At 39.0% G+C, this 6067-nt stretch carries 7 protein-coding genes; 5 read left to right on the forward strand and 2 right to left on the reverse strand.

The annotated features are described in order from the left end of the window. Positions 1-15: 15 nt before the first annotated feature. The gene (pdxR, locus tag NZD88_RS16905) at positions 16-1461 is read right to left on the reverse strand and encodes a MocR-like pyridoxine biosynthesis transcription factor PdxR (RefSeq protein WP_259830693.1); all 1446 of its coding nucleotides are present in this window, start codon (positions 1459-1461) and stop codon (positions 16-18) included. 102 nt (positions 1462-1563) lie between these two features. On the opposite strand from pdxR, the gene NZD88_RS16910 reads away from it, so the two are divergent. The 3 genes from NZD88_RS16910 (at position 1564) to NZD88_RS16920 (ending at position 3319) form a co-directional block, all read left to right on the forward strand. Then, positions 1564-2019: a cupin domain-containing protein gene (locus tag NZD88_RS16910; RefSeq protein ID WP_259830679.1), complete on the forward strand. Its 456-nt coding sequence runs from the start codon at positions 1564-1566 to the stop codon at positions 2017-2019. Positions 2020-2190: 171 nt separating this feature from the next. Beyond that, entirely contained in the window at positions 2191-3075 is an 885-nt protein-coding gene (locus NZD88_RS16915; protein WP_259830681.1) for a dihydrodipicolinate synthase family protein, read from the forward strand. Between the two features lie 10 nt (positions 3076-3085). Continuing rightward, positions 3086-3319, forward strand: a complete 234-nt coding sequence (locus NZD88_RS16920) for a thioredoxin family protein (RefSeq protein ID WP_259830682.1) — start codon at positions 3086-3088, stop codon at positions 3317-3319. Positions 3320-3423: 104 nt separating this feature from the next. Here NZD88_RS16920 and NZD88_RS16925 read toward each other — a convergent pair whose 3' ends face one another. Then, entirely contained in the window at positions 3424-3930 is a 507-nt protein-coding gene (locus NZD88_RS16925) for a pyridoxamine 5'-phosphate oxidase family protein (RefSeq protein ID WP_259830684.1), read from the reverse strand. Between the two features lie 202 nt (positions 3931-4132). Here NZD88_RS16925 and NZD88_RS16930 point away from each other — a divergent pair, with 202 nt between their 5' ends. Both NZD88_RS16930 and NZD88_RS16935 read left to right on the forward strand, forming a co-directional pair. Then, positions 4133-4933 carry an AraC family transcriptional regulator gene (locus tag NZD88_RS16930; RefSeq protein ID WP_259830686.1) on the forward strand — a complete coding sequence of 267 codons (801 nt, stop codon included), beginning with the start codon at positions 4133-4135 and terminating at the stop codon, positions 4931-4933. A gap of 60 nt (positions 4934-4993) precedes the next feature. Beyond that, positions 4994-5950: a nitrilase family protein gene (locus NZD88_RS16935; protein WP_259830687.1), complete on the forward strand. Its 957-nt coding sequence runs from the start codon at positions 4994-4996 to the stop codon at positions 5948-5950. The last annotated feature ends 117 nt before the right edge of the window (positions 5951-6067 follow it).

Consider the following 6067-nt stretch of genomic DNA (forward strand, 5'->3'; position numbering starts at 1 on the left):
CCTGGAAATATTACCTTATTTTATTTTGCTGATATGAAATTTCAGAATATCGGAAATAATTTTTATACTGTCTTCCAGCTGTTCTTCGGAAAGAGAGCCATAACTCAGTCTGAATCCGTTGATGATCGTATCGTGGCTATACTGGTTAGGATGGATAATATTAATGTTTTTCTCAAGTAATGACGCTGTTACAGCATCCCAGTTCAGGGTTTCTTTTGGAACAATCCAGAAGGCAAGACCACCCTCAGGCAGCATAAAATCAGAGATATCTTTCAAATGCTTTTCCAAAAGACTGTATACAAAATCTCGTTTGTTTTTATAATGGACCGTTGCTTTTTTAATATGCTTTTTTACAGTTCCGTCCTTCATTAACTGCAAAACTGCCTGTTCCATGATCACATCACCCTGAACATCAATGATCTTTCTTAAATCTCCAATTTTTTGGATCAGGCCTGGATCTTTGGATGCCAGATAGCCGATTCGCAGAGCCGGGGCCACTACTTTACTCAATGTCCCCACATACACATAGCTGTTCAGTTCAGTAAAACTGGAAACAGGTAGTATCGGACGGTAACCAAAATGGAATTCATTGTCATAATCATCTTCAATGATGGTCATTCCATACTTGTTTGAAAGTTCTATCAATTCCAGTCTTCGTGCTAAACTTAAAGTAACGGTTGTAGGATATTGTCTGTGAGGGGTAATGTATATGGCTTTTATATTTTTATTTTCTTCTAAAAGCTTTTTAATATTTTCAATACTAATCCCTTCATCATCCACTGCCGCTGGCAAAAGTTCTGCTCCTGCATACTCAAAAGCTTTCCAGGCGGGTTGATAACCAGGGTTTTCTACGATAACCTGATCTCCGGTTTTTAGCAGGCACTGAGCAGTCAGAAACATAGCCATCTGACTTCCCCTTGTGATTGAAATTTCATTTTCGTTGATATGCATGCCCCGCTGATGGTTCAGCATCTGGGAAATGGTTTTCCGGAATTCCATATCACCATGCTCATTTCCGTAACCCATCATTTGCCATTTGGCTTTCCTGTTAAAGATCTGGCGGTAAGCACGCGCGAGTTCCATCACAGGAGCTATTTTGCTGTCGGGATGTCCATCATCAAAATTGACTACTGGTCTGCTTAAACCGAATGAATCCTTTTCAGCTTCCGGACCTCTTGTATTGATCCTTTCCTGTAAAACTGGAAGCTTGTGGGATACAAAAATTCCTTTTCTTTCTTTCGAAATCACCCATTCTTCATTGGTAAGCACCTGGTAGGCTTCTACCACCGTATTCCTGTTGATTTTTAGCATCAAAGCCAGATTTCTGCTTCCTGGGAGTGCATCGCCTGCTTTGAGCCTTCCGGAACGTATATCCGCAATAATAGTATCTGCAATTTGCAGATAGACTGCCTTTTCAAGCTCTTTATCTATTTCAAATTCTAATTTCCAAGGACGAAGCATCTGGACTACCTGTTTATGTAAAAACTGAATCATTTAAACAGTCCAAATATAAGATAATTTTGTCATGCAATAACGCAACGAACAACTAAAATTTAAAACATCATGGACAAAAAAGATTTCAGTTCAAAAGATTTTCACGAAACATTTGCAAGACCAAAGTATGTAAAACCCAGTCACCTGATTCATAAAAACGTAGAAAATGCGGGCGTACACAATCAGTTTTCCACAGAAAGGAAGCACCCGGTATTTTTCGTGGATCTTCCTAGTAAAAATGTCAGTATGACCATTGGGGGACTGACTCCAGGCCAGCAAACCAACAGGCACCGCCATACCTATGAAACCGTACTTTATGTCATCGAAGGAAAGGGATGGACGGAAGTAGAGGATGAAAGGGTAGATTGGGAGGCAGGAGATGCCGTTTATATTCCTTCATGGGCATGGCATAAACACCAAAATCTTAGCGATACAGAGCCTGCGAAATATTTAGCCTGTGAAAATGCACCGCAGCTTCAGAATCTGGGTGTCGCCTTAAGAGAAGAAGAAGGCAGAGACCTGTAAAGCTCAAAGATTAGGGTTTGGAGTATAATTGATCATTAGATAAAGCTTTGATGAATTTAAATCATAATAACACCAAATAAAACACGCTCTCAATATAGAATAGAAGATCTTCCCTAATCCCTAATCCCTAATCCCTAGTCTTAAGTTTCATTCAATTAAAATCAATGCAATATGAAAAATGTTCCATTTAAAGGAATAATCGCGTACCCCATTACGCCTTTTGACGAGAACGAAAAAGTAGATATTCCTCTTTTCAAAAAGCTGGTAGAAAGGCTTATCGTTTCCGGAAGTCATGGAATTGCGCCATTAGGAAGTACAGGTGTAATGCCGTATCTCTCTGATGAAGAAAAAGAAGCGATAACGGAAGCCTCTATCCAGCAAACCAATGGCAGAATTCCTACGCTGGTGGGTGTATCCAATCTTACCACAGAAAAGACCGTTCATCATGCTCAATTTGCTGAAAAAGCAGGCGCAGATGCGGTAATGATCATTCCGATGAGCTACTGGAAGCTTACAGATGACGAGATCGTAGCACATTATGACGCGGTTGCCAGTAAAATATCAATTCCCATCATGGCATATAATAATCCGGCAACCAGTGGAGTAGATATGTCGCCAGCTCTGCTGAAAAGATTGTTGGAGATCTCTAATGTCACCATGATTAAAGAAAGCACAGGAGACATCCAGAGAATGCACTATTTACGGAAAGAACTTGGTGAGGAAACAGCCTTCTATAACGGATCCAATCCATTGGCATTGGCGGCATTTACTGCCGGGGCAAGAGGATGGTGTACCGCCGCTCCCAATCTGATTCCTGAGTTAAATGTTGAACTCTACAACGCGATTGAAGAAGGTAATCTGGAAAAAGCAAAAGACGTGTTCTACAAACAATTTGATCTTCTGAAATTTATAGTCAATAAAGGTCTGCCAAGAGCTGTCAAAGCAGGTCTGAATATTTTAGGTGAAGAAGGCGGAAATTTAAGAAGTCCGCTAAAACCTTTAACCGAAAAAGATAGAGAAGAACTTAAAAATATTATTAAAACCCTTGTTAATTAATTTAAATCTTATGAAAAAAACAGTTTTTTATCACGCAGGATGTTCAGTATGTGTAAGTGCAGAACATGACATTATTAATCTTATCGGTGCTGAAAATGTAGAGGTCATCCATTTAGGAAATGACAGAAATAAAATTGCAGAAGCCGAAAATGCAGGTATACAATCTGTTCCAGCTTTGGTAACACCGAACGGAAATGTGCTGCATATCAATTTTGGAGCATCCATGGAGGATGTAAAGAAATAATAAAACTCTGGTGGCTGAAAATTTCGAAGCCACCAGAAATTTACTGTCAGTTTAATATTGATCTTGTAGAAAGGAGGCTGCGAAATTCGCAGCTTTCTTTTATTTTATACAATGGCATTTCCTTCCACGCCATCTGCATTATTGGTTTTAATACCAGTAAGCGCTGCTGCTACAAAACTGAAAAGACTGACCAGTTTTCCAGCTTTAGTATCCCAGTAATACGTCTCTTTAGGCTCTACGCGAATGATGGTTACATCCGGATCATCCTTTCCGTCAAACCATGCTTTAGCCATCGGCGACCATTTTTCCTCAATGGTGGCTTTGTCTTTATAAATAGAAGCCTGTCCATAGACAGAAAGATACTGTGAATCACTGTTATTCATAAAAAACAGCTGTACTCTGCGGTCTTCTTTAATTTCAAAATTTTTGTTACTTGTTCCGCTGCTGATAAACCATAAATTTCCACTGTCGTCCGTTTCCTGCAGAGACATAGGACGTGAATTGACAGGAGCCGTTTCAAGATCGGTGCAGAACATACAAATTCTTGCTTTTTCAGACAGTTCCTGAATCTTTTTAATGGCTTCGAGGTGGGTTAAATTCTGTGTTGACATAGTATTATATTTTAATGATTGGTATTGAATAAGAAATTAAAATTGATTGCTTCCGGAAATTGAAGATCAATGTTAGAGTAGTTTAAAATATTCAAATACCTGACCAAACAAGACTTTTTTGTGGTACCATCGGTTAAAATTTTTCTTTATAATCATAAAATAGGCCTATTTCATTCTATAGAATTTTGCGTAATTTTGAAGAATGCAAATCCAGCCTCCTGAGCATTTATCATCTTACATCCGGCATTATATCTTTTTAGAAAATGCAGGCAGTGAGTGTAAAAACTTAAGGTTATTTACAGATGGGAGCACAGGGTTGATCTTGTCCGGCAGCCAGGATCTGTATGCTGGCGGTTCAAGGGATCATATTCCATCCTCTTTTTTTTATGGACAGCCTGCGGGGTATAGAGATTTTACAGCAGAAGGCTCATTTTCTATGATAGCCGTGGTTTTTCAGCCTTATTTTTTTAATATTATTCTTAAAATTTCGGCAAAAGAAGCCAAAAACCAAATTATCTCTGCTGAAGATGTTTTGAAAAATGAACTGTTACCTTTTCAGGAAGAACTCTTAGAAGGGACTGACCCTCAACTTATTATTTCTAAACTGAATACTTTCTTTACGAAATTCCTGTCCGGAAAAATAAATTCTGATGATGAGCTTATCAAAGCTGTTCAACAGTGGATGCTTAAAAATAAAGGCTTAGTATCTTCAAAAGATCTGGAACAGTTCACCGGATACTCTGAACGGCATCTTGAAAGGAAATTTGAAGAATACATGGGCTTAACTCCCAAAAAGTACGGAAACATCATCCGGCTTCATCACTTCATTAATCTTATGAAGAAAAATGCGGGCAGTGAAAGCGTTGCAGGTCTTTCTTATGATGCGGGATACACCGACCAGTCTCATCTGATCAAAGATTTTAAAAGCAATATTGGGCTTACTCCCAACCAATATCTGAAAATTGAAAACAAACTAGCCATCAATTTTATCGAGTTGCAATAAGAATGTCGGTTTTTTACAATCCTCAGATAAGTCTGATGGGTAGTTTTGCAGAAAAAAAAGATGGACAATCTCAAGATTTCAACGGCACAATTCGAAAATAAAAGTGGTGACAAAGAATACAATCTGTCTGTGATAGAGAAATTAGCCGCAGAGGCCTCAGCTAAAGGTTCACAGGTGATTGCTTTTCATGAATGTTCGGTGACAGGGTATACTTTTGCCAGAAACCTTTCAAAAGAGCAGCTTCTGGATATTGCAGAATTTATCCCTGACGGAAAAAGTATTCAAAGATTACAGCAAATTGCCACTCAATACAACATCACGATATTGGCTGGCCTTTTCGAAAAAGATGAAAAAGATAATATTTTCAAGGCTTATGTATGTGTAGATAAAACCGGAATGAAAGCTAAATACAGGAAACTTCACCCCTTCATCAACCCTCATCTTACCCCTGGGAATCAATACTGTGTTTTTGATATTCACGGCTGGAAATGTGGTATTTTGATTTGTTATGACAACAATATCGTTGAAAATGTAAGGGCGACAAGGCTTTTGGGAGCAGAGATTATTTTTATGCCGCATGTCACTATGTGTACGCCTTCCACAAGGCCGGGCGCAGGATTTGTAGATCCGGAATTGTGGAAAAACAGGGAAGTAGATCCTACATCACTTCGTCTGGAATTTGACGGAATGAAGGGAAGAGACTGGCTGATGAAATGGCTTCCGGCAAGAGCTTATGACAATGGAATTTATGTGGTTTTCTCAAATCCTGTCGGGATGGATGATGACCAGCTGAAAAACGGTTGCTCAATGATCATTGATCCTTTTGGAGATATCATTGCGGAATGCCGTTCGTTCGATGACAGTTTTGAAACAGTCACTATTTCTCCTGAAAAACTTTCCCTGGCGGGCGGAAGCAGATATGTTAAAGCGAGAAGACCGGAACTGTACAGAGATATCATCGGTAAGGAACATCAGTCTGAGCAGAAAGTGGTTTGGATGAAGGATGAGAATATTTAGCCTGACTTGGGTTGGAAGCAGGAAGAAGGAGGCAGGAAGTTATCCTTGTCAAGGTTTAAAACCTTGACATTCTATGTTAATTAGCAAATTTTATAAGTTAAAATATTTATATTTTTT

It is taken from the genome of Chryseobacterium pyrolae (genome assembly GCF_025153485.1).
GTDB classification, from domain to species: Bacteria; Bacteroidota; Bacteroidia; order Flavobacteriales; family Weeksellaceae; genus Chryseobacterium; species Chryseobacterium antibioticum.

Excerpts from the sequence above, each read along its gene's own strand:
- pdxR (WP_259830693.1), bottom strand. The coding sequence starts at position 1,461 with ATGCTTCGTCCTTGGAAATTAGAATTTGAAATAGATAAAGAGCTTGAA.
- NZD88_RS16910 (WP_259830679.1), top strand. The coding sequence starts at position 1,564 with ATGGACAAAAAAGATTTCAGTTCAAAAGATTTTCACGAAACATTTGCA.
- NZD88_RS16915 (WP_259830681.1), top strand. The coding sequence starts at position 2,191 with ATGAAAAATGTTCCATTTAAAGGAATAATCGCGTACCCCATTACGCCT.
- NZD88_RS16920 (WP_259830682.1), top strand. The coding sequence starts at position 3,086 with ATGAAAAAAACAGTTTTTTATCACGCAGGATGTTCAGTATGTGTAAGT.
- NZD88_RS16925 (WP_259830684.1), bottom strand. The coding sequence starts at position 3,930 with ATGTCAACACAGAATTTAACCCACCTCGAAGCCATTAAAAAGATTCAG.
- NZD88_RS16930 (WP_259830686.1), top strand. The coding sequence starts at position 4,133 with ATGCAAATCCAGCCTCCTGAGCATTTATCATCTTACATCCGGCATTAT.
- NZD88_RS16935 (WP_259830687.1), top strand. The coding sequence starts at position 4,994 with ATGGACAATCTCAAGATTTCAACGGCACAATTCGAAAATAAAAGTGGT.